Origin of the sequence: Thioalkalivibrio sulfidiphilus HL-EbGr7, assembly GCF_000021985.1 — a bacterium.
GTDB classification, from domain to species: domain Bacteria; phylum Pseudomonadota; class Gammaproteobacteria; order Ectothiorhodospirales; family Ectothiorhodospiraceae; genus Thioalkalivibrio_A; species Thioalkalivibrio_A sulfidiphilus.
This window is the reverse complement of sequence record NC_011901.1, coordinates 834,204-855,478: the sequence shown is the minus strand read 5'-3', so window position 1 is coordinate 855,478 and position 21,275 is coordinate 834,204. Positions and strand designations below refer to the sequence as shown.

Genomic DNA, 21,275 nt, shown 5'->3' with positions numbered 1-21,275 from the left:
TTGATCACTGCCAACCGGCCAATGCCAAAATTACTGCACATCACCCGCAATTACCCGCCCCTATGGGGAGGCATGGAACGGCTGAATTGGCACATCAGCGCAGAGCTGTCCGCCCACATGGACGTCCGGGTGATAGCGCCAACAGGGGCGAGTGCAAATGCACCTGAGCGAGTCCAGGTCCAGGAAGTACCCTTAAAACCACTCTGGAAGTTCGCCTTTGCAACCCTCTGGCATTCAGTCAGACAGGCGCGGGACTGGAAGCCGGATATTGTTCTAGCGGGAAGCGGACTGACATCACCCATGGCATGGATAGCAGCTCGCGTTTGCGGCGCACAAGCCGTTGTCTATACCCACGGCCTCGATATCACTGCTCAGCACCCCGTTTATCGACTTCTATGGCTGCCATTTCTCAGGCGCATGGATCTGGTCATCGCAAACAGTCGAGCAACAGCGAGCCTGGCCTCTTCCAAAAGCATTGATAAAGACAAGATATTGATTGTCCCTCCCGGGACCGAAATACCAACGCTGGATGAGCAGGCGCGCCAGAGGTTCAGAAATACCTACGAGTTAACAGATCGCAAGGTGCTGCTATCAGTTGGTCGACTCACCGCAAGGAAGGGTCTTCGTGAATTTGTTTCAGATGTCCTGCCTGAGATCGTACGAGAACGGCCAGACACGATGCTGGTGATCGTCGGCGACGCGCCGACGGATTCTCTGTACGCCCAAGGCCAGACGCCGGAGAGCATCCTGGCATCAGCACAGGCCGCAGGCGTCAAAGACAACGTACTTTTGACTGGAAAATTGTTCGGACAGGATCTGGCAGATGCATATGCGGGAGCCGATGTGCATGTCTTTCCAGTCCGTGAGATTCTCAACGACCCAGAGGGTTTTGGTATGGTCGCCGTCGAGGCCGCGGCACACGGACTGGCCACAGTCGCATATGCCACAGGCGGCATTGTGGATGCGGTCAAGGAAGACGAGAGCGGAAAGCTTGTCAAACCAGGGGACTCGCTCGGTTTCAAGCGAGCGGTGCTTGAGTATTTGGCCGCCCCCCCACCGAGGCAAATGCTAACGACTTATGCAAGTCAATTCAGCTGGAAAAATTTTTCTGCACGGCTGACTTCAGCACTGCGAAACCCCACAAAACCCGTATAAATCAACAACGAGCGATGCAGACACCATGGTTTATGATCAGTTCTGCCGCGACACCCCAGAACGGTCCCTCCCTGTACGAATCGCCACATCGGACAAGAACGACATGAGTTCGCGCGCACGCTGTTCCCAGGTTGGCGGGGTGATAACCTCACCCGTTGCAGACTTGAGCACGCTATCTACCGCTTTTACCAATGTTTCTGGGCGCCCTGGTCGATAGAGTCGGTCTCTGGAGATTCCGGGCAAATTAGACATTTCTCCGACGTCTGCGGCGACAACCTGGAGATGGCACGCCAACATCTCATTGTACTTCTGTGGATAGCAATATCTTCCGAATGACGAGTCAAGATTACATACCACACCCACGTCCAACGCACTGAACAGGGTCGCCACCTTATCCTGCTTCACTACGCCCAAATCAATGACATAGTCCCTGCCCAGGTATCTTCTGGCGACCCGATCTCTCGGCCCAGCAACAACGACTTTGAGTGAAGGCCATTCATCCCGAAGTATCTCGGCGGACCTGAAGAGGGTTTCAATGTCCCGAGAGCGGTATAGAGCACCTGCAGTACCAACCAAAGGGACATCCGATGGCAGCCCCAGAACTTGTCGCGCCTCACCCACGTCTTGAGGACGAAATATTTTTGCATTGACTGCATTTCCGATGACTCGCACCGGCATCTCGCCCAAACCGTAATCCCGCATGATGTAATCAGCCAACTCGTTCGTCACAACGGTGATGCCAGACGCATCACGACAGGCCTTCCTCAGGCCGTACCGAGCGCCCGGGATCTTGGTCAAGCCGAAACTCTCGTAGTTGTCATACAGGTCAGCGACATAGGGAATGCCAGATACCTTACTGATGTGGCGCGCGGCGAGAAGATGAAACACATCTGAGCTGGCCCAGATCACATCTGGAGAGAAATCACGGACAACGCCCATTACATGGAGAATGTATTTCCTCCATGCCAGAGGTGAAACAGGGTTACCACTGATTGAATCCCACTCAAGCCGCCCCCCCTGCAGCCCCGACGATCCAAAGAAATCTGGCTTCTTCCGATAACTACGCACAACCCCATGAACGTACGCCCCTTGAGAGGCCAATTCATAAGATATTTCGTAAAGTCTGCCATATCGATCATCAAGCAGATCCTTTCCGGTATACTGTCGTTTGCTTAGGATAAGAATATTCATTCAATGCTCTAGATATCTCACCACAAAAAATGGCAATCGACTTTTCCCATACCACATCAACAACTATTTTCATTCACTTATCGTACCGCACGGATCCAGACAGATTCCCACTTATTGCTTAGCGGGCTATTCAACAGCGATGTATTCTATATCAACATATTTACCATACAAGCTGAATTCATCTACGCAGAATGACTACAAATATTGTCTCCAGATTTGAGATACTCGTAATCTCATTGGAAACTGATCTTGAACGCCGGAACCTACTCCGCGAACGCTTCCGACGTTATTCTACTCACTTTAAATTAATCAAAGGCATAGATATGCGTGACGCAACGCAGCCGATCTCGCATACAGTACCTCCACCATGCCCACGCCTCACGCGGAAGCCACTCAAACCATCCGAGATAGGCTGTGCGTTAAGTCACATGCTCGCCTTGAAGCAGGCTGCAATAAGCAATGCACGCACCATCCTCATATTGGAGGACGATGTGCTAGGAAAAGATGAAGACATCGACACCGTTCACAGAATTTCAGAGCAACTACCACCGCACCATTTTCTGCTTTGCGGCGGCCAAGAGGGCCTGAGAGGTAACAAATTCCTTTACGGATCAGAAGAGTTTGGCTGCTTTCGCTTACCCTCTATGGTAAGGAGATTTGTAACCCGTGCATGTTGCTACGCCCTGAGCCCATCAATGGCTGTAGCGATTCTTGAGCGTCAGCAGGCCTGTCTTCACCGCTCTGATGACTGGCACACTCTACTCCGGCACGAGCACAATGTTTTTTTCTCCAATTTGCTTGGGCATCCCATGGACCTCTCGGCTAGCCACATTGAGATAGAAAGAACTCAACTGCCCCAAAGGGGCAGTTGGAAGCGCATCTGGGCAGATGGAATCGGATACACAATTACCACACAAATTTCCAAGATTTCGCTACCACTTCTTGGTTATATAAACCGCTGGCGGAAGATCGACTTGCAGCGCAAGTAATCGTTTTAAAAACCAAACCCCAAATATCTTGGTGCTTTGCTGGATCAAGTGGAGATCGGCACAGTCCCGGCGGGGATACCAATCATGTAAATCATGGTCACGAAGGTCTGCGTGTTACGAATACCCGCGCGTTCTTGCCCGCGCAGCCTAGAACAGTCCATTGAGCCCTTCTAGCCGTGCATTCGTGGGGGTTGATGTACAGCGCAGGAACACACGCTCGGCATGTGTGGACAGGGTATGCAGCGGATTGCGCACCGGTTCAGCCTTTCCTCAGGCAGGTGTTTCTCAGTAAACTGGCACAGATCGAGGAATCAATTCCACTCAAATCCGCGAAGAACCGCTATTTTCTGATGTCATCCTCCACTAGTTGCAGTCACAGCCGAGCTACCACAATTTCTTTGTACTGGTGGGAGCCCAAACCGCATTTTTCGCTACACGGACTAAAGCGGATTGCCATGGCCCGGAATCCGTTGGTCCGGAATTTTGGAGACCTTCTCTCTCCTTTTATCGTATCAAGGCTTGCTGGCCTCGATGTTGTCCACGCCCAAATAGAAAGCCAAGGAAAACTACTAGCGGTGGGATCAGTACTTCACGCTGCCAAGGACAACGATACAATTTGGGGGAGCGGCTTTCTAAATTCAGACTGTACCCAAGCAGTAACGCGCTCTATGGGACTTCATTTTTCATCCGTTCGCGGCCCAAAAACTTGGGAAATTCTGCGGAAAAATGGCATTGTGTGCCCCGAGATTTTCGGTGATCCCGCCGTACTACTCCCTTTGCTGGTCAGAAACGACATCAAGCCAAAAGGGTATATTGGTTTTGTTCCGCATTTTTCACATTACCCTGATTTCCGCCATCTCGGAAAGAAAAGTAAACTTCGGATAATAGACGTTGAGAACCCCCCCGCAGAAGTGATGCGGAATATACTTGAATGTGATGCAATCTATTCTTCTTCTTTACACGGCATTATTGTCGCTGAGGCGTATGGAATCCCTGCGCAGATGGTGGTTTATAAAAAGCCCCTACATGGAGATATATTTAAATTCGAGGATTATTATGGATCAACAGGGAGAAAGCCGAAATTTGTTCAAGCAAACAAGCCGAGTGACATATTTTCAATTATACAAAAAGACCCACTACCGCCACCGATAATACATACTATGGATCTTCTCAAATCCTTCCCATACGAGGTGAGGAATCCACTTCCTGAGGCATCTCGTCCTGGATGGTCATCCCTCTAGGCAAAGACTGGAAATTAGCAGCGTCAAACAGGCCTAGCAACAGTGGCCCCATAGAATTATTAGCTAGCGCTATCCATAGCCGCGAATCGTGAATTCGTCAGCTTAAGCTCCTCATAACTCCCTTCTCCTTCTAGCACACCGCTATGCAAAAACAGAATTTTATCGCACATCCTGATCGTGTTCAGGCGATGCGCAATCAATATGATGGTTTTTTCTTTACCGAGTTTGCGAATTTCCCTCATTACCTCGAGCTCCGTTATGCTATCGAGTGCACTTGTGGCCTCATCCAGCACTAGAATTCCAGGATCATGATACAAGGCTCGCGCAATTCCAATTCGTTGGCGCTGGCCACCCGAGAGGCGAATACCTCGTTCCCCCAATCGGGTTAGATAACCATCAGGAAGCTCGCCGATAATAAAGTCATGGATATGTGCAGCTCTGGCCGCACGCTCAACTGCCTGCTGATCAATCTGACGCGGATCCAGCCCAAAGGCGATGTTTTCAGCTACTGTGCTATCTGCGATGTAGATTTGCTGAGGCACGTAACCAATTCCAAGTTGCCAGCTACGCATATTTTCTGTGCAGAGTGGAGCCCCGTCGACCTTCACGAAACCCTGCTGCGGCTCAACGAGACCAAGTAAAAGATCTATCAATGTACTCTTGCCAGATCCGGTGGCACCAACAACACCGACAGTTGTCCGCGCTGGTATGGTTGCACATATGTCCTGAAGTGCAATTTTATTTTTCTGACCGGGATATGAAAAACACACGCGGTTAAACTCTAAACTATGCTTGAGAATATATGGACGTAGATCTGACTCAGATATGCACTCAACTGAACTTGGCTTCAGCGCCATCAAGTCTCTATGGATCTTCTCCAGAGTAGATGATCCGAAGCGCATTCGGGCGGCACTTCGATATATGATTTGTGCCGCCGGCAAGAGACGATAGGCGGCGAACCCATAAAGACCAAGAACAGGCAGTACTTGGCCAAGATTATCGCTACGCACCGCAAGAAACAGTGCAATTGCGATAAGCCCACCATACCCGGCTGCCTCGACAAGGTATAGAGGAACCTGGCTGAGCGTCTCATTCGTCGCAAGATGTCGCGAGACTCGACGTGATGGACCCTGGAATCGTCTCAGATAGACATCATTGGCACCGCTCAGCTTGACTTCTTTGATCGCACCAAATGCTTCGGAGGAGGCGATGAAGCGCTCAGCATTGGCCTTTTCTCGGTCTGGCCCTATGCGGCCAAGCACACCTCTGACGACCATGTAAATTAATATGTATAAAACCGCAACAACAGTAGCGACAGCGCATGCCATCATCGGGTCATAAAAGAGAAGCAATAAAATCACTGCCAGCACGACTATCCCATGTGCAATCATCTGTACCACGGGCTGGATAACATTCAGCACCAGAATATCGACTTCAGAGAGCATGTTCTTGGTAAGTTCAGAACTGTTACGGTCTAGAAAGAAAACATAGGGTTGCCTGAGGTAGTAATCCAAAAGGCGCGTACTTATTGAATGGCGCTCTAGATTGGCGAAACGATTCAGTACATGCTGTGTAATGGATTTGAAAAGGGATGATAATACGACAAGCAACGCAGAAACGATGCCCAGAGTAAAAATGAATTTCGCTGTATCGCCGAATCCGAACTGCTCATACAGCCAGCGAAGCTGATCCTGCTCTGTCACGATATCGGGATTACCCAGTACAGCCAGAAAAGGCATGATGGAGACAACGCCCACCGTCTCCAGCGCGGCCATAATCATCACCATGCCTAGAACCATGAAAAACTTCTTCCGCTCCGTGTGAGTCAGCAGTTGCCACAAACGCTTGACCATCATCAGCATGGGTATAACCTTTCTTAGAAATTAATTGGGTTGCGTCTTTGATGCTTAAGCAGTCTACATATCTGAGACCCATTGACGAGTAATTCCATTGCGATTTAGACCCATAACCCGCTGTGTGATCGTCAAATATTTATACGCTCTCATTCTCTACACCCAAGCACCCATCCAACACGACCTTATCCGCTAGCAGGCTCTTTACTAGGTCAATGATCGAGTCTGACGGCTCTACACCCAAAGCTTTAACGTAACAAACACGGCCCTGATCGCGCGCACCTCTTCGCGCGACGAGTTGCAGGTGGAAGTCGAGATCCGAAATACTACGCGCAGAAGCTCAAACGAATAAATATTCATATATATCAATATATTAAATTATTCTCCGGCGCCCAGGACCAGTCTACCCAAGCTCACACCCGCCAATGGCCTCTATTCACAACCATAATGTCGGATGAATTCATCACTCACGATGATCCGTGTACTCCCATCATCTTGCAGGGGGCTGTTCGAGACCAACCAATCAATAACCACGAATTTCCATTGACTTCACAAAAGCATCAGCTAACATGCTGTCTAGATAGGTAATTTGCAACCTACACAGGGGACTCATGTCGACACCCGCAGCTTCCATTCCCTTGAGTGGCCTAGCGCGCCGCCTGGTCCAGGACGGGCTAATGGCTGAGGCCGACGCCGGAAAGGCGGTTGAGGCTGCACAAAAGAAGCGCGTCCCCCTGGTTGCCTATCTGGTAGACAACAAGCTGGTGGAATCCAGGCGGGTCGCTCAGGCCGCCGCCGAGGAGTTCGGCACCCCGGTCTTCGACCTGGATAGCTTCGACAAGGAACTCCTGCCCAAGAAGCTGGTGGACGAGAAGCTGGTCCGCCAGCACCATGCCCTCCCCCTGTTCAAGCGCGGCAACCGGCTGTTCGTCGGGATCGCCGACCCCATGAACCTCACCGCCCTGGACGAGATCAAGTTCAACACCGGTATCGCCACCGAACCGGTGCTGGTGGAACAGGACAAACTGGGCAAGCTGATCGAGGAAAGCCTCAACGACACCGGCGCAGTCATGGAAGGCCTCATGGACGACGATCTCGACAACCTCGAGATCAGCGCCGATGACGACGACAGGAAAGGCGAGGTGACGGAAAGCGAGGTGGACGACACCCCGGTAGTCCGCTTCGTCAACAAGGTGTTACTGGATGCCATCAACCGCAAGGCCTCGGACATTCACTTCGAGCCCTACGAGAAAGAATTCCGGGTTCGTCTGCGCATGGACGGCGTGCTCCACGAAGTGGCCAAACCCCCAGTATCCCTGTCGCCACGCATCATCGCCCGCATCAAGGTCATGTCCCGCATGGACATCTCCGAGCGCCGCATCCCCCAGGACGGGCGCATCAAGATGCAGCTCTCCAAGAGTCGGGCCATCGACTTTCGTGTCAACACCTGCCCCACGCTCTACGGCGAAAAGGTGGTATTGCGCATCCTCGACCCCACCAGCGCCTCCTTAGGCATCGACGTGCTGGGTTATGAGGAAGAACAGAAAAAGCTTTACCTGGATGCCCTGAGCAAACCCTACGGCATGATCCTGGTCACCGGCCCGACCGGCTCCGGCAAGACCGTCTCCCTTTACACGGGCCTTGGCATCCTGAACACCCCGGATCGCAACATCTCCACCGCCGAGGACCCGGCCGAGATCAACATGCCCGGGATCAACCAGGTGAACGTCAACCCCAAGGTGGGCCTGACCTTCGCCTCTGCCCTGCGCGCCTTCCTGCGCCAGGACCCGGACGTGATCATGGTGGGCGAGATCCGTGACCTGGAAACCGCCGAGATCGCCATCAAGGCGGCACAGACCGGCCACCTGGTGCTCTCCACCCTGCATACCAACGACGCCCCCCAGACCCTGACCCGTCTGGCTAATATGGGGGTGCCGCCCTACAACATCGCCTCCTCAATCCTCCTTATCATCGCCCAGCGACTTGCCCGGCGGCTGTGCAACCACTGCAAGACCGTCGATGATGTGCCCAAGGATGTGCTGCTACAGGAAGGGTTCACAGAGGATGACTTTAAGGACGGCATCAAGATCTACAAGGCCGTGGGCTGCGACCAGTGTACCAATGGCTACAAGGGGCGCGTGGGCATCTACCAGGTGCTGCCCATCTCCGAGGCCACCCAGCGCCTCATCCTGGAGGGTGGCAACTCCATGCAGCTCGCCGAGCAGGCCCGCAAGGAAGGCATCAACGACCTCCGCCGCGCCGGTCTGCTCAAGGTCAAGGCCGGGATGACCAGCCTTGAAGAGATCAACCGCGTGACCAAGGACTGAACCGATGGCCGAGACCCAGAACATCACCTTCCAGTGGGAAGGACTCGACAAGAAGGGCAGTCGAGTCAAGGGCGAGACCACCGCGACCAGCGAACTCCTCGCCCGCGCGGAACTTCGTCGTCAGGGCATTAACCCGACCAGGGTCCGCAAAAAGCCCAAATCACTATTCGGCGGCAAGAAAAAGATTGTTCCGAAGGATATCGCCGTCTTTTTGCGCCAGATGGCCACCATGATGGAAGCAGGCGTGCCCCTGGTACAGGCCTTTGACATCGTCGGAAGAGGACATGAAAACCCCTCCATGCAGGAGCTGATCCTGGCCATGAAGTCCGACGTGGAAGGTGGCACGACCTTCTCTGCGGCACTGGGCAAGCACCCCAAGTACTTCGACGACCTTGTGGTCAACCTGGTCAATGCCGGCGAACAGGCCGGCGCACTCGAAACCCTCCTGGACAAGATCGCCACCTACAAGGAAAAGACCGAGTCCCTCAAAGCCAAGATCAAAAAGGCCCTGTTCTACCCCACTGCGGTGCTGGTGGTGGCTTTCATCGTGACCGCAATTCTTCTGATATTCGTGGTACCCCAGTTCCAGGACCTGTTTCAGGGATTTGGCGCAGACCTGCCCGTTTTCACCCAGTTCGTGATCGGTATTTCTGAGTTCTTCCAATCCTATTGGTGGGCAATCTTCGGCGGATTGATTGGTGCCGTTGTGCTCTTCAAGCAGGCCCATTTACGTTCTCCCGGTTTCCGGCGCTGGCTGGATCTCATGTCTCTCAAGATTCCCGTCATCGGAGAGCTGCTGCGCAAGGCCTCCATCGCCCGATTCGCACGTACACTCTCCACCATGTTCGCAGCCGGCGTGCCGCTGGTGGAAGCCATGGAATCCGTGGCCGGCGCAACCGGCAATGCCCTGTACCGCGAGGCCACCTTGCGCATCCGAGACGAAACCGCCGCCGGCACTCAGCTTCAGGCCGCCATGCGCAACACGGCCCTGTTCCCCAACATGGTGGTCCAGATGGTGGCCATCGGCGAGGAATCCGGTGCCCTGGACGACATGTTGGACAAGGTCGCCGACTTCTACGAGGAAGAAGTGGACAACATGGTGGACAGCCTCTCGAGCCTCATGGAGCCCATGATCATGGCCTTCCTGGGCGTCGTGGTGGGCGGCCTTGTGATTGCCATGTACCTGCCGATCTTCCAGCTGGGCGCAGTGGTGTAGGAAAGCACTAGAGACAAGATGCAAGTTGCTAGAGACAAGAAATCACTAGAATCTCTCGCGCCTTGATCAGCGCACCCATCGCTGTTCGCTTTCCGTCGGGCCATATTGATGATTGAACTCCTGCAAACCAGCACGGCGGCACTGCTGACCGTCACCGCACTGTTCAGCCTGCTGGTGGGCAGCTTTCTCAATGTGGTGATTCATCGTCTGCCGGTGATGATGGAGCGGCAGTGGCGGCGTGAAGCCACGGAATTCCTGTACGCCGAGGGCCAGACGCTTGCGCCAGCCGAGCAGGGGCCCGCCTACAACCTCTGGAGCCCCCGTTCCGCCTGTCCCCAGTGCGGTCACAAGATCACCGCGCTGGAGAACATCCCGATCCTCAGCTACCTGCTCCTGCGCGGCCGTTGCAGCGAGTGCGGCACCTCGATTCCGCTGCGCTACCCGCTGGTGGAGGCGGCCACGGCTCTGTTGTCCGTGGTAGTGGTCTGGCACTTCGGCTTCACCTGGCAGTCGGGGGCCGCGCTGCTGCTCACCTGGGCACTGATCGCGCTGGCGGTCATCGACCTGCGCACCACCCTGCTCCCGGACAGCATCACCCTGCCCTTCCTCTGGATCGGCCTGTTACTCAACCTGGGCGGCCTGTTCACCGACGCCACCAGCAGCCTGATCGGCGCCGTGGCCGGTTACCTGAGCCTCTGGCTGGTGTATCACGGCTTCAAGCTGCTCACCGGCAAGGAAGGCATGGGCTTCGGCGACTTCAAGCTCTTCGCCCTCATCGGCGCCTGGCTCGGCTGGCAGCTGCTGCCCCTGGTGATCCTGCTCTCATCCCTGGTAGGCGCCGTGGTGGGCATCGCGCTGATCCTGTTCCGCGGCCGCGACCGCGCCCATCCCATGCCCTTCGGCCCCTACCTGGCAGCGGCCGGCTGGATCGCGCTGCTGTGGGGCAACGACATCATGGCGCTGTACCTCGGGTAGGAGGATTCACAATTCGAAATTTAAAATTCAAGATTCAAAATTCAAAGGCGGATCACGAGGTACACTGCGAGAAGAGTATCTCCGGGCCAACTTTGAATTTTGAATCTTGAATTTTAAATGTGCCCTGATCATGCTTCGCATCGGACTCACAGGTGGCATCGGCAGCGGCAAGAGCGCCGTGACTCGCTTGTTCGCTGAACGCGGCATTCCGGTCATCGACGCGGATGTGATCGCCCGCGAACTGCTCGCACCGGATGCGCCCGCCACACAGGAAGTGCTCGATGAATTCGGTGATGAGATCCGCGATCCGATGACCGGCGGTCTGGACAGGAAGGCCCTTCGTCGGCTGGTGTTCGCAAACATCCAAGCCCGTCACAGATTGGAAACACTGCTGCACCCTAAGATCAGGGCCGAAATGAACCGGCAACAGACCGGTCTGGGCTCGCCCTACTGCATCATGAGCATACCCCTGCTGGTAGAGTCAGGCCTCCGGGAAACCGTGGATCGCGTTCTGGTGGTGGACTGCCCCGAAGCCCTTCAGGTAGAGCGGACCATGTCGCGGGACGGGATCTCACGGGACGATGCTCTGGCCATCCTCGCCGCTCAGGCCAGCCGGGCACAACGGCTTGCGCTGGCGGACGACGTGATCGACAACAGCGGGGATCTCGTGGCGCTCGAGGCACAGGTGGAAACGCTGCACCGGCACTATCTGGAGCTTGCGCGCAACGGAGGATAGGCGCCCGACAGGGGAATTCAGGAGAGGAATGACGACATGTTTGTGAATTTCGCACTCAAGGTAGAAAATAACGAATATGTCCTCCATGAATCCCCGACCGTCACGCCGGTGAGCGACTCCATTACCTACGAGCAGCCCCTGCTGGAGCGCATGCGCCTGTTCATGCGCCTGGAAGAGCTCATGCACCGCTTCCAGTTTGCCGTGCAGGGCAACGGCGGCTTCGAGACCCACTTCGCCCTGACCACCCTGATCGAGATCCTCGACCTGACCAACCGGGTGGACCTCAAGCGCGAACTGATGAAGGAACTGGAGCGTCAGATCGCCAACCTGAGCCGCCTGACCGTGGAGCCCAGCGTGGACCAGGACCGGCTCACCGGCGTGATCGACCAGCAGCGCCGTCTGATCGAGCAGATCCACACCATCAACGGCCAGCTGGACCAGCAGATCAAGAGCAACGACTTCTTCGGCAGCATCCGCCAGCGCAACGCCATACCCGGCGGCACCTGCGACTTCGACCTGCCCGCCTACCACTACTGGCTGTCCCGCCCCGTCTCGGAGCGCCGCACCCTGCTCAAGGAATGGTCTGCGCCCTTCCACGAGATCCACGAAGCCGTGCGCCTGGTACTCAAGCTGATCCGCAACAGCGCAGAGCCCCGCAAGGCCGTGGCCCGTCAGGGTTTCTACGAACAGAGCCTGGACGGCAGCATCCCCTGGCAGATGATTCGCATCAGCCTGCCCGCCGACAACCCTTGCTACCCGGAGATCAGCGCCGGTCGTCAGCGCTTCTCCGTGCGCTTCCTCAAGCCCGGCGACATGCGCAACCGGGCGAAACAGTGCGACCAGGACGTGAGCTTCGAGCTGACCTGTTGCGCCATTTAGGCATGTACCGGGCAAGTAATCGGCAGACTCAACTGTGTCATAACGTAGGTCGGCCTTCAGGCCGACGCCGCTGACATCGGAGCCATCGCTGTCGGCCTGAAGGCCGACCTACGCCTGAGACATCCCCCTCACCGTCCCGCCTCGAACACCACATCCATGCGGTAGTACTCCCCATCCAGTTTCATCCGGAAGGTGGCGCGCCAGTCCGCCCGGTCCACGGTGCAGACCGGCAGCACCGCCGTGGATTCCCAGAGCCCCTCGGAGACCGGCGAAAACCGGAACTGGTTGATGCCCATGTCCATGTCGTCCATGGTGAAACGCACCTCGGCCATTTCCGGGCTGCGGGTCGTTTCCAGATAGACCTTGAAGGGTACCAGCGGACGGATCGGATCCTGGACACGCACGGTCATCACCTGGTCATCCGCAATGAACCGGCAACCGGATGCATCCAGGGTACACGGTGCATCGGCCTCCAGCAGCCGCGCCTGTTCATCCTGCCAGCCGCCCCCCTGATCCACGATGCCCCCCGCTCCACCCAGCCAGTACCCGACAGCGCCCATCGCAAGCACCAGCACGGCCCCGACCCAATAGCCTGCCTTCACGGCTTCATCTCCCAAAGGCCGCGAATCGCGGCAATACCCTGGCCACCATGGAGCCTGGCGCGCTCGATGTCATCGACGCTCATCCCGCCCAGGGCATAGACGGGCATAGCGGCACGCTCTGCCAGATCCTGGAACCCGGTCCACCCGATGGGCGTCGCGTCAGGATGACTCGCCGTGGCCATGACCGGAGAGACGACGATGAAGTCCGCGCCGCGCGCCTGCGTCAGCTGGGTCTCATCATGCACCGAGGCCGACACCAGCAGACCTTCGGTCTGCTGCGCAGACCAGCGACTGAGACGCAAGCCATTGAGATGGACGCCGTGCGCGCCGAGTTGCCTGGCCGTAGAGACCTCCGCATTGAGCAGCACACGCAAGCCCAGATCCCGGGCCAAGGCAATGACCTCAGCAGCCAGCGTGCTGTAGGCCTGTTCATCCAGGGAGGGGGCGCGCAACTGCAACAGAGTGACGTCGCCCGCACTCAGGCGCCGTTCGAGATACTTGATGAACGCAGCGGTCTGGGTGCCGGGATCCGGTGTGATGAGATAGCGGTCCGGCAACTGCAGCGCGCTGATGATGGGTCGGTTGGCGGCGGGGAATTCAAACGCCTGCAGCGCACCCACCGAGACCCAGCGCAGAGGTTGTCCTTCGCGACCATGGGGTACCCCGCTGAAGGACTCCACCCGGCACACCCGAAGGCATACGCGCTTGTCGCCATAGTCGTGATGGATGGTAATCAGGGGGCGGGAACGGAGCGGCGCGATGCCGAGTTCCTCGCGCAGCTCCCGGGCGAGTGCCTGGTCCAGGGTTTCACCCGGCTCCATCTTGCCGCCGGGAAATTCCCAAAGCCCGCCCTGGTGCACACCCTCCGGGCGACGCGCGATGAGCACCTCGTCATGGGCGTTGATGATGGCGGCCACGGCCACCTGCACGGGGAGCGAGTGATTGGACATTGGCACCATGAAGCCGTGAGGTGTCAGGTGAGAGGAGAGAGGCGTAAAACCACCCTCGCCCCGGCCCTACCCCATGAGGGGGAAGGGGCATACCGCCTTAGGTAAAATACGCCTTTCACCTTACCCCTTACGCCTTACGACCGATACTCCGCGTTGATGCGCACGTAGTCGAAGGACAGATCACAGGTGTAGACCGTGGCACTGGCCGTACCCCGGCCGAGACCGATGCGGATAGGGATCTCCGCCTCTGCCATGACCCGCTTGCCGGCCTCTTCCGTGTAACTGGCTGCGCGCCCGCCGTGTTCGGCAATGAGCACATCGCCCACGTGCAGGCTGACCCTGTTCACATCCAGGCCCTGCACCCCCGCGCGGCCCACCGCGGCCAGGATGCGGCCCCAGTTGGGATCGGAGGCAAACAGGGCCGTCTTGACCAGGGGGGAGTGGGCCACGGCGTCGGCCACCAGGCGTGCCTCCTCGCGGCTGCCGGCACTGTTCACCTGGATGGTGATGAACTTCGTCGCACCCTCGCCGTCGCGCACGATGGCCTGGGCAAGATGATCGCAGACCGCCTGCAACACCTCGCGGAACGCGCGCCGGTCCTCGTCAGACACCAGCTGCACACCGCTCGCGCCCGTCGCGCAGAGCACGCAGGCGTCGTTGGTGGAGGTGTCACCATCCACGGTGATGCAGTTGAAGCTCGTGTCCACCGCCTCGCTGAGCATGGCCTGCAACTCGCCGGCGGGGATGGCCGCGTCAGTGCCGAGATAGGCCAGCATGGTTGCCATGTCCGGCCGAATCATGCCCGAGCCCTTGGCGATGCCGGTGAGCGTCACCGTGCCGCCGGACAGGGTGACCTGCCGGCTCATGCCCTTGCCCACAGTGTCCGTGGTCATGATGGCGCGCATGGCGTCGATCCAGGCATCCTCTTTCAGGGACGCGGCCAGCGCCGGCAAAGCATCGCGGATGCGGGGCACGGGCAGCGGCTCGCCGATCACGCCAGTGGAGAACGGCATCACCTGCGTCGCCTCGCAACCCGTCACCTCCGCCACGTGGGCGCAGCTGGCGCGGGCATCCGCCAGGCCGCGCTCTCCGGTGCCGGCATTGGCATTGCCGGAGTTGATGAGCAGGTAGCGGATGGCGCCCCCGGCCAGATGCTCACGAGCCACGATCACGGGCGCGGCACAGAAGGCGTTGCGGGTGAACACCGCGGCGGCACTGGCGGACGGGGCCAGCTCCATCAGCACCAGGTCACGGCGCTCCTTGTAGCGGATGCCGGCGGCCACGGCGCCCAGGCGCATGCCGGGCACGGGGAGCAGTTCAGTGGGTTCAGTCAGATTGATAGGCATGAAGGCGCTAGAGACAAGTGGCTAGATACAAGAGACAAGAAGAGCGTGGCTGGCGTCAGAATCGATGGCGATGAAACAAATGAATCATGTCTTTACTTGCCTCTTGTCACTTGCATCTCGTCTCTGGCGCCTTCCTGCATCTTGTCTCTAGCGCCTTCATAGCTTGCCATGACAGTGCTTGAACTTCTTGCCTGAACCGCACCAGCAGGGATCGTTGCGGCCCACTTTCGGCGTCTCGCGGCGGAAGGGCTGTGCCTCTTCGCCTTCGCCCGCCTCGGGCTTGTGCAACACGCTCTCGGGCTGGGAGTGCTGGAAGCGCATGTCGGCGCCGGCGGCAGCGCGCTGCTGGCGCTCCAGGGCCTCGGCATCTTCAGGAGAACGCACCTGCACCCGCATGAGCAGGGCGGTGACATCGTGCTTGATGCGCGTCAGCAGGGCCTCGAACATCTCGAAGGCCTCGCGCTTGTACTCCTGCTTGGGATTGCGCTGGGCATAGCCGCGCAGACCGATGCCCTGTCGCAGGTAATCCATGGCGGCCAGATGCTCCTTCCAGTGGCTGTCCAGCACCTGCAGCATCACGTCCTTCTCGATGCGGCGCATGGTCTCGGCGCCCACCTTGTCCTCCTTGACCTGGTAGGCCTCGGCGGCATGCTGGTGGATGCGTTCGCGCAGGGTCTCCTCGTGCAGGTCGTCCTCGCGCTCCAGCCAGCCGGCGATGTCCAGCACCAGGCCGAAATCCTGCTCCAGGACGTGGGTGAGGCCGGGCACGTCCCACTGCTCCTCGATGCTGCCCTGGGGAATGTACTGGGAGATCACGCCTTCGAGCACGTCCCGGCGCACCGCCTCCAGGGTCTCGGAGATGTCCTCGGTCTCCAGCAGTTCACGGCGCTGTTCGTAGACCACCTTGCGCTGGTCGTTGGCCACATCGTCGTATTCCAGCAGGTTCTTGCGGATGTCGAAGTTGTGGGCCTCCACCTTGCGCTGGGCATTCTCGATGGCCTTGGTCACCCAGGCGTTCTCGATGGCCTCGCCCTCCTGCATGCCCAGGCGCTGCATCAGCGACTTCACCCGGTCGGAGGCGAAGATGCGCATCAGGTTGTCTTCCAGGGACAGGAAGAAGCGGCTGGAACCGGGGTCGCCCTGGCGGCCGGCACGGCCGCGCAGCTGGTTGTCGATGCGACGGGATTCGTGGCGCTCTGAGCCGATGATGTGCAGGCCGCCGTTGGCCAGCACCTCGTCGTGACGCTTCTGCCAGTCGGCCTTGACCCGGTCCACGTCGGCCGGCTTGGGATTGTCGCCCAGGGTCGCCAGTTCCGCCTCCAGGCTGCCGCCCAGCACGATGTCGGTACCGCGGCCGGCCATGTTGGTGGCCAGGGTCACGGCACCGGGACGGCCCGCCTGTTCCACCACGTGGGCCTCGCGCTCATGCTGCTTTGCGTTGAGCACCTCGTGGGCGATCTTGGCCTTCTTGAGCAGACCGGAGAGGTATTCGGAGGTCTCCACCGAGGCGGTACCCACCAGCACCGGCTGGCGCTTCTCCTGGCAGTACTTGATCTCCTTGATGATGGCCTCGAACTTTTCCTTCTGGGTCATGTAGACCAGGTCCTGCATGTCGTTGCGGACCATGGGGCGGTTGGTGGGGATCACCACCACCTCCAGGCCGTAGATCTGCTGGAACTCGTAGGCCTCGGTGTCGGCGGTGCCGGTCATGCCGGAGAGCTTCTCGTAGAGCCGGAAGTAGTTCTGGAAGGTGATGGAGGCCAGCGTCTGGTTCTCCCGCTGGATGGGGACGCCCTCCTTGGCCTCGATGGCCTGGTGCAGACCCTCGGACCAGCGCCGGCCCGCCATGATGCGGCCGGTGAATTCGTCGATGATGAGAATCTGGCCGTCGCGCACCAGGTAATCCACGTCCTTGTGAAACAGGATATGGGCACGCAGGGCGGCGTTGAGGTGATGCAGCAGGGCAATGCTGCCGGCGTCGTACAGGCCCTGACCCTCCGCCAGCAGGCCCGCATCGCGCATCAGCTGCTCGGCCTTCTCCTGACCGTCCTCGGTGAGGAAGACCTGCTTCATCTTCTCGTCAACGCTGTAGTCGCCGGGGCCCTCCTCCTCTTCCTGGGGGGTGAGCTTGGGCACGATGCGATTCATGCGCTCGTACATCTCTGCGCTCTCCCCGGCGGGACCGGAGATGATCAGCGGCGTGCGCGCCTCGTCGATGAGGATCGAGTCCACCTCGTCGACGATGGCGAAGTTCAGCTCCCGCTGTACGCGGTCTTCCAGGCGGAAGGCCATGTTATCGCGCAGGTAGTCGAAGCCGAACTCGTTGTTGGTGCCGTAGGTGATGTCCGCGGCATAGGCCTCGCGGCGGGTCACCGGACGCAGATGGGCGATGCCGCCCTCGGCGTGAAAGCCCGGGTCGTAGAGATAGGAGGCGGAATCCGGACCGGCGCCGCCGGAGGAATTGATCACGCCCACGGACAGGCCAAGCGCATGGTAGAGCCGACCCATCCAGGCCGCATCACGGCGGGCCAGGTAGTCGTTGACCGTCACCACGTGCACGCCCTTGCCGGACAGGGCATTCAGATAGGCGGCGAGCGTCGCCACCAGGGTCTTGCCCTCACCGGTGCGCATCTCGGCGATGCGGCCGCTGTCCAGCACCATGCCGCCGATCAACTGCACGTCGAAGTGGCGCATGCCCATGACACGACGGCCCGCCTCGCGCGTCACGGCGAAGGCCTCGGGCAGCAGTGCCTCCAGGCTCTCCCCCCCGGCCAGGCGTTCGCGCAACTGTCCGGTGCGGGCCTTCAGGGCCTCGTCGTCCAGGGACTGAAGCTCGGCTTCCAGTTCGTTGATGCGGGCAACGGTCTTGCCCAGGCGCTTCACGATGCGTTCGTTGCGGCTGCCGAAGATCTTTCTGACGAGGCTGGTGACCATGGATGGGGACTTTTACGTTGTTGGGATGGACCACCACGGGGGCGGCTTTGCGTCGGACATGATAACCCATGGGCGGCCCTGCGGTCAGCGGCCCGGGGTGGTTGGCAGTGCAGCGGGTAGACCCGCGCCGGGCAGGCCGGTTCAGCGGGAGGCGCGGATGAAGCGGGAGGGATTGATGTGCCGGCCGTTTTCCAGCACCTCGAAATGCACGTGGGGACCGGTTGCGCGACCGGTCTCGCCCAGCAGGGCGATCACCTGACCCTTGCGCACCGTCTCGCCCGTCTCCACCAACAGTTTCTTGTTGTGGGCGTAGCGGGTGACGAAGCCGTTGCCGTGGTCGATCTCCACCAGGTATCCGAACACGTTGCGCTTGCCGGCAGTGGTGACGATGCCACCGGCCACGGCGATCACGTCACTGCCTGGCCGGCCGGCGAAATCGACACCTCGGTGCATTACGCGGCGCCCCGTGAAGGGGTCGTTGCGCATGCCGTAGCTGGAGGAAATCCAGCCCTGGTTCACGGGCCGGCCCGCCGGGGTCACCTCTTCCTGGAGCTGGCGGTTGAGGATCATGCGATCCAGCAGGCCCAGCTGGGACTCCCGTTCCTCCAGCAGGCTGTCCAGACCGTCCAGCTGGGCGATCAGGTCCGGGGCATGCCCCACACCTGGTTCGGCCATCTCGGGACCGCCCACGCCGGGAATGCTGCTGAAATCGAACTCGCCGTCATCCAGACCGGCCATGTTGACCAGTTTGCCGCCCAGGGCGTCCAGGCGGGTGGCGCGGGCCTGCAGTTCGGCCAGGCGGATAGTCAGGGCGTCGATGTCAGCCTGGGTGGCTTCCCTGGCCGTGCGCAGGGCCTCGCGCTGGAGACGGATTTCCTCCTCCCAGGCGACGATGAACTGTTGGGGATCTGCATGACGGGCGCCGGCATGGAAACCCGCCGCCGCCACCAGGGACAGGAGGCCGCCGATGACCATCACAGCCACGGCCCGCACTCGCCAGGAATGCAGGTCCAGACACTTGCGGCAGGTGCCGCTTCGGCTGAGAAAGATGATGTTCATACGACCACACTGCTAGTATGGGAGCCCGATAGTACATGCCACAGGCGTTTCGGGAAACCCGTTTCCGGCACCAAAGGTACCATTCAGACGATGCAACGCATCCGCCACCTGATTGATCCCCGCCTCGTCAAGCAGGCCGGCCTGCACCAGACACTGACCGACAGCCTGCGCCACCTGCTGCCGCCGGCCCTGGCCGAGCACTGCTGGGTGGCCGGCATTGACGAGGAGCAGCTGCGCATCGCCGCCGACGCCGGCGCCTGGGCCACCCAGGTGCGCTTCCTGCAGCGGGAGATCCTCAAACATCTGGCCGCCCATCACGGCCTCAAGCTGCGCCGCGTGCGGGTCAGCGTGGCCGCCCTGCACGGGTCAGCAGCAGCCAGCAGGGGCACGGCCCTGCCCCGCCCGAAACTTTCCGGCCGGGCGGGTTCGACGCTGCGCCAGGCCGCCCGGGGGATCGAGGACAGGGAACTGGCCGAGGCCCTGGAAAGGCTCGCCGCCAGAGCGGCAAAACCCGACACGCGCCGATCCTGACGGATCCCGGATTCCTGTAGGTCGGGCTTCAGCCCGACAGCGGGGGCTCAGAATACGTACGGCGGCGTCGGGCTGAACGAATCGCCGGGAGCGATTCGTCGCGCAAGCCCCCTAGGGGTGAGGCGCAGGGATGCGCCGAACAAGCCCGACCTACACCGCGGCGCGAGAAACACCTCACGCCTACCCTCACGAACTCAATCAGAACGCCGTGACCGGCTGGGCGTAGGAAATGGGGGCCGACTCGTTCTCATCCTCGAAGGTGATGCATTCCCAGGCGTCTTCCTGGGCGATGAGGGTACGAATGAGGCGATTGTTGAGGGCATGCCCGGACTTGAAGCCGGTGAAGGCGCCCACCAGGCTGTGGCCCAGCAGGTACAGGTCACCGATGGCGTCCAGGATCTTGTGTTTGACGAACTCGTCTTCGTAACGCAGCCCGTCTTCGTTGAGGATGCGGAAATCGTCCAGCACGATGGCGTTGTCCAGGCTGCCGCCCAGGGCCAGCTGACGCTCGCGCAGCATCTCGATGTCACGCATGAAGCCAAAGGTCCGTGCGCGGCTCACTTCCTTGACGAAGGAGGTGGTGGAGAAATCCAGTTCTGCGGTCTGCACCCCGTTGCTGAAGATGGGGTGCTGGAAATCGATGGAGAAGCCCACCTTGAAGCCGTCGAAGGGCTCGAAGCGGGCCCACTTGTCGTCCTCGCGCACTTCCACCGCGCGCTTGATGCGGATGAACTTCTTGGGCGCCTCCTGCTCCACGATGCCGGCGGACTGGATCAGGAACACGAAGGGACCGGCGCTGCCGTCCATGATGGGTACCTCGGCCGCGCTCACCTCCACGTAGAGGTTGTCGATGCCGAGGCCGGCGATGGCGGACAGCAGGTGTTCCACCGTGGAGACCCGTACCTCGCCGTTGACCAGGGTGGTGGAGAGGCGCGTATCACCGACGTTGTCGGGGCTCGCCTTGATCTCCACCGGCGGCTCCAGGTCCATGCGCCGGAACACCACACCGGTATCCACCGGTGCCGGCCTGAGCATCACGTAGACCTTCTCGCCGGTGTGAAGACCGACGCCCGTGGCCCTGATGGTGTTCTTGAGTGTGCGCTGCCTGATCAACGATGGAACCCTCGACTGGTTCGGACTATCCGAATGACTCACGGTCCGGCCGGCATGATAACCCGGCCTCCCGAATTGCCCAGCAAAAACTGCGCCATCCTGATGGCGACGCGAGCCAAGCGGGTAAATCTGCAAAAAACCTGCGCATTATGGCACCAAAGCCGTGCAGATGCATGGT

Annotated in this window: 17 protein-coding genes and 1 pseudogene; 9 read left to right on the top strand and 9 right to left on the bottom strand. The window is 59.2% G+C overall.

Annotated features, from left to right (window positions below; translation table 11 throughout):
- A complete protein-coding gene (locus TGR7_RS16995) occupies positions 1-1,155 on the top strand; it encodes a glycosyltransferase family 4 protein (RefSeq protein WP_012637372.1) in 1,155 nt (384 codons plus the stop codon).
- Positions 1,156-1,191: 36 nt separating this feature from the next.
- Here the strand turns inward: TGR7_RS16995 and TGR7_RS03910 are convergent, their stop codons facing one another.
- Complete coding sequence (locus tag TGR7_RS03910; protein WP_012637371.1) at positions 1,192-2,346, bottom strand: glycosyltransferase family 4 protein; 1,155 nt, start codon at positions 2,344-2,346, stop codon at positions 1,192-1,194.
- A 191-nt stretch (positions 2,347-2,537) separates the two neighbouring features.
- Between TGR7_RS03910 and TGR7_RS16990 the strand changes: the two genes are divergently transcribed.
- Positions 2,538-3,335 (top strand): glycosyltransferase family 25 protein, encoded by a 798-nt coding sequence (locus TGR7_RS16990; protein ID WP_012637370.1) that lies wholly within the window; start codon positions 2,538-2,540, stop codon positions 3,333-3,335.
- 44 nt (positions 3,336-3,379) lie between these two features.
- On the opposite strand, the pseudogene TGR7_RS17360 reads toward TGR7_RS16990, so the two are convergent.
- A pseudogene (locus TGR7_RS17360) lies at positions 3,380-3,593 on the bottom strand (transposase); the annotation flags it as partial.
- A 197-nt stretch (positions 3,594-3,790) separates the two neighbouring features.
- On the opposite strand from TGR7_RS17360, the gene TGR7_RS16985 reads away from it, so the two are divergent.
- A complete protein-coding gene (locus TGR7_RS16985) occupies positions 3,791-4,576 on the top strand; it encodes a polysaccharide pyruvyl transferase family protein (protein ID WP_187148415.1) in 786 nt (261 codons plus the stop codon).
- 59 nt (positions 4,577-4,635) lie between these two features.
- On the opposite strand, the gene TGR7_RS03900 is transcribed toward TGR7_RS16985, so the two are convergent.
- A complete protein-coding gene (locus TGR7_RS03900) occupies positions 4,636-6,438 on the bottom strand; it encodes an ABC transporter ATP-binding protein (protein WP_012637368.1) in 1,803 nt (600 codons plus the stop codon).
- A 602-nt stretch (positions 6,439-7,040) separates the two neighbouring features.
- Here TGR7_RS03900 and pilB point away from each other — a divergent pair.
- The 5 genes from pilB (at position 7,041) to zapD (ending at position 12,562) form a co-directional block, all read left to right on the top strand.
- Positions 7,041-8,756, top strand: coding sequence for a type IV-A pilus assembly ATPase PilB (pilB, locus tag TGR7_RS03895; RefSeq protein WP_041440910.1), 1,716 nt, complete (start codon positions 7,041-7,043; stop codon positions 8,754-8,756).
- A gap of 4 nt (positions 8,757-8,760) precedes the next feature.
- Positions 8,761-9,972, top strand: coding sequence for a type II secretion system F family protein (locus TGR7_RS03890; RefSeq protein ID WP_012637366.1), 1,212 nt, complete (start codon positions 8,761-8,763; stop codon positions 9,970-9,972).
- Positions 9,973-10,080: 108 nt separating this feature from the next.
- The gene (locus TGR7_RS03885) at positions 10,081-10,947 is read left to right on the top strand and encodes a prepilin peptidase (RefSeq protein WP_012637365.1); all 867 of its coding nucleotides are present in this window, start codon (positions 10,081-10,083) and stop codon (positions 10,945-10,947) included.
- A 130-nt stretch (positions 10,948-11,077) separates the two neighbouring features.
- Complete coding sequence (gene coaE, locus TGR7_RS03880) at positions 11,078-11,683, top strand: dephospho-CoA kinase (RefSeq protein WP_012637364.1); 606 nt, start codon at positions 11,078-11,080, stop codon at positions 11,681-11,683.
- A gap of 36 nt (positions 11,684-11,719) precedes the next feature.
- Positions 11,720-12,562 carry a cell division protein ZapD gene (zapD, locus tag TGR7_RS03875; RefSeq protein WP_049764610.1) on the top strand — a complete coding sequence of 281 codons (843 nt, stop codon included), beginning with the start codon at positions 11,720-11,722 and terminating at the stop codon, positions 12,560-12,562.
- A 128-nt stretch (positions 12,563-12,690) separates the two neighbouring features.
- On the opposite strand, the gene TGR7_RS03870 is transcribed toward zapD, so the two are convergent.
- The 5 genes from TGR7_RS03870 to TGR7_RS03850 form a co-directional block, all read right to left on the bottom strand.
- Entirely contained in the window at positions 12,691-13,164 is a 474-nt protein-coding gene (locus TGR7_RS03870) for a hypothetical protein (protein ID WP_012637362.1), read from the bottom strand.
- On the bottom strand, positions 13,161-14,114 hold the full coding sequence (locus TGR7_RS03865; RefSeq protein ID WP_012637361.1) for a Nudix family hydrolase: 954 nt from the start codon (positions 14,112-14,114) through the stop codon (positions 13,161-13,163). The genes TGR7_RS03870 and TGR7_RS03865 overlap by 4 nt, the downstream gene beginning before the upstream one ends.
- A gap of 134 nt (positions 14,115-14,248) precedes the next feature.
- Positions 14,249-15,460 (bottom strand): bifunctional glutamate N-acetyltransferase/amino-acid acetyltransferase ArgJ, encoded by a 1,212-nt coding sequence (gene argJ / locus TGR7_RS03860; protein ID WP_012637360.1) that lies wholly within the window; start codon positions 15,458-15,460, stop codon positions 14,249-14,251.
- Positions 15,461-15,616: 156 nt separating this feature from the next.
- On the bottom strand, positions 15,617-18,394 hold the full coding sequence (gene secA / locus TGR7_RS03855; RefSeq protein WP_012637359.1) for a preprotein translocase subunit SecA: 2,778 nt from the start codon (positions 18,392-18,394) through the stop codon (positions 15,617-15,619).
- Positions 18,395-18,535: 141 nt separating this feature from the next.
- Entirely contained in the window at positions 18,536-19,453 is a 918-nt protein-coding gene (locus TGR7_RS03850; RefSeq protein WP_012637358.1) for a M23 family metallopeptidase, read from the bottom strand.
- A 90-nt stretch (positions 19,454-19,543) separates the two neighbouring features.
- Here TGR7_RS03850 and TGR7_RS03845 point away from each other — a divergent pair, with 90 nt between their 5' ends.
- Positions 19,544-19,984, top strand: coding sequence for a DciA family protein (locus tag TGR7_RS03845; RefSeq protein WP_012637357.1), 441 nt, complete (start codon positions 19,544-19,546; stop codon positions 19,982-19,984).
- A 198-nt stretch (positions 19,985-20,182) separates the two neighbouring features.
- On the opposite strand, the gene lpxC is transcribed toward TGR7_RS03845, so the two are convergent.
- Positions 20,183-21,097 (bottom strand): UDP-3-O-acyl-N-acetylglucosamine deacetylase, encoded by a 915-nt coding sequence (gene lpxC / locus TGR7_RS03840; RefSeq protein WP_012637356.1) that lies wholly within the window; start codon positions 21,095-21,097, stop codon positions 20,183-20,185.
- Positions 21,098-21,275 lie beyond the last annotated feature (178 nt).

What these genes read in the sequence shown, in the direction of transcription:
- TGR7_RS03910 (WP_012637371.1), bottom strand. Translation starts at nt 2,346, where the DNA reads ATGAATATTCTTATCCTAAGCAAACGACAGTATACCGGAAAGGATCTG.
- TGR7_RS16990 (WP_012637370.1), top strand. Translation starts at nt 2,538, where the DNA reads ATGACTACAAATATTGTCTCCAGATTTGAGATACTCGTAATCTCATTG.
- TGR7_RS16985 (WP_187148415.1), top strand. Translation starts at nt 3,791, where the DNA reads ATGGCCCGGAATCCGTTGGTCCGGAATTTTGGAGACCTTCTCTCTCCT.
- TGR7_RS03900 (WP_012637368.1), bottom strand. Translation starts at nt 6,438, where the DNA reads ATGCTGATGATGGTCAAGCGTTTGTGGCAACTGCTGACTCACACGGAG.
- pilB (WP_041440910.1), top strand. Translation starts at nt 7,041, where the DNA reads ATGTCGACACCCGCAGCTTCCATTCCCTTGAGTGGCCTAGCGCGCCGC.
- TGR7_RS03890 (WP_012637366.1), top strand. Translation starts at nt 8,761, where the DNA reads ATGGCCGAGACCCAGAACATCACCTTCCAGTGGGAAGGACTCGACAAG.
- TGR7_RS03885 (WP_012637365.1), top strand. Translation starts at nt 10,081, where the DNA reads ATGATTGAACTCCTGCAAACCAGCACGGCGGCACTGCTGACCGTCACC.
- coaE (WP_012637364.1), top strand. Translation starts at nt 11,078, where the DNA reads ATGCTTCGCATCGGACTCACAGGTGGCATCGGCAGCGGCAAGAGCGCC.
- zapD (WP_049764610.1), top strand. Translation starts at nt 11,720, where the DNA reads ATGTTTGTGAATTTCGCACTCAAGGTAGAAAATAACGAATATGTCCTC.
- TGR7_RS03865 (WP_012637361.1), bottom strand. Translation starts at nt 14,114, where the DNA reads ATGTCCAATCACTCGCTCCCCGTGCAGGTGGCCGTGGCCGCCATCATC.
- argJ (WP_012637360.1), bottom strand. Translation starts at nt 15,460, where the DNA reads ATGCCTATCAATCTGACTGAACCCACTGAACTGCTCCCCGTGCCCGGC.
- secA (WP_012637359.1), bottom strand. Translation starts at nt 18,394, where the DNA reads ATGGTCACCAGCCTCGTCAGAAAGATCTTCGGCAGCCGCAACGAACGC.
- TGR7_RS03850 (WP_012637358.1), bottom strand. Translation starts at nt 19,453, where the DNA reads ATGAACATCATCTTTCTCAGCCGAAGCGGCACCTGCCGCAAGTGTCTG.
- TGR7_RS03845 (WP_012637357.1), top strand. Translation starts at nt 19,544, where the DNA reads ATGCAACGCATCCGCCACCTGATTGATCCCCGCCTCGTCAAGCAGGCC.